The 1,500-nt window shown below is 59.2% G+C and carries 1 protein-coding gene; it reads right to left on the bottom strand.

The genetic code is table 11. From position 1 onward, the window contains the following. Nucleotides 1-746: 746 nt before the first annotated feature. Entirely contained in the window at nucleotides 747-1,394 is a 648-nt protein-coding gene (locus tag BUB20358_RS27905; RefSeq protein WP_052688700.1) for a hypothetical protein, read from the bottom strand. Nucleotides 1,395-1,500: the final 106 nt, after the last annotated feature.

The raw sequence follows: 1,500 nt of genomic DNA, 5'->3' as shown, positions 1-1,500 counted from the left end.
GTTCGGCGAGCGATTTATGCAGGCGCGTGGATAACGTGCTGTTCAACCGCCTCGCCCACAAAAATGCGGACAGGTTCAACCGGCCCAAACGGCTTTGCGGCCGACAGTTCTTCATGAGAATCAGTCGGAAGATTAACGACTCAATCGAAGCCCGATCCAGCATTCCGGGGACCAGTTGCTTGATGAGCGCCGGTCCAAGTGCAAGCCCTTTCCCGGTTCTACAGTCGCGTCTTCCTTACGTTTGCGCGGCATAGCGTGGCTCCTTGGCCGTCAATTTATGCCTCACCCACCAAAGCTCGCGGCAACCCTTCCGATACCGGCTCCGACGTCGGGAACGCGCGTCGGTTTGATCGCAACGAGATCCATGACAGGCTGATCCGATCGTGACCACAACAAGATTGCGCGCGCATTCCGTTCCCGCGCCGGCATCAAGCCACGAGCCGAGGGGCATGTCCTCACGCGTGTTGTTCGCATCTCTTTGGTATGCCAATCGGGCTACCGGTCGCGACACCCGATGCGGAGCCTTGGCCCCGCCGCCACCAGCAGAAAGACAAGCGCCAGTGCAACGTTACCGGCCACGATTCCGACCAGCCGATGGTACGCAACGGCGACACTGTCGCTCAACCAGACGCTGTCGTGAACGAACGCCAGGATGACTACCGCTCCGAATTGCGTGCCGAGATAGCTAATATCGGCATGCCCAAAGCGGATGTAGCAAGCAAACCACACCAGAATACATACGGCAATCAGACTGTGCGTGCGACTTCCAGCCGTGAGCGGCAATACGGCGGCACCACCAAGCAGCCGAGTCCGCAGCCGAGAAGCCGGTGACACATCCTCTGCACGACGCGGTATGGCGACCACGTTCCCTGTGCGTCGACAGGAACCATCAGGACGACCAATGCTGTCGTCATCGCCTGTGGAAAACCGTCTAGAGGGTAACGCCATGCGAGATAGGCGAGCGCTGACAGAGCAATCGCCCCGATCATCGCATGTGGCACGCGGCCGAGTTCATCGCCCGTCAGCACGTGCGCCATCACCGGACCGCTTTCCGGGACACTCGGCTCGTACTTGCGGCAAAGGAGTGCCGCAGCCGAACCCGCTGCTGCAACCACCAGGTAGACGAGCGTTCCTATCGACGCATTGAGCCACAAAAAATAGGCGACGTCGTGCAGCCCAACATTTGGGTTGGCGTGGGCCATTGTCACGACGAATATTGCCAACGCCGTTGACAGTATCCACATGTAGCCCATCGATCGCTTCGTCGCGAGGTAGAGACCCGCAGCGGACAAGCCGGCCAACGACACAACGAATATGGTCGCACTCAAATGTGCGACGGGCGACAGCATCAGGCCGACGATTGTGCCGCCGAACGTCCCGGCGATTTGCTGCACGCCCAGATCTAGAGCGACCTTTAATGGAAGTGACCTTACCCCGCCGAGTACACCATTCGTAATTTAGTGGGCTCGCCGGTTTTCGGTTGATGCAGTTGCCGGAATT

The organism is Burkholderia dolosa, assembly GCF_902499135.1.
Lineage (GTDB): Bacteria > Pseudomonadota > Gammaproteobacteria > Burkholderiales > Burkholderiaceae > Burkholderia > Burkholderia dolosa.
This window is presented reverse-complemented; position numbering and strand designations above follow the sequence as displayed.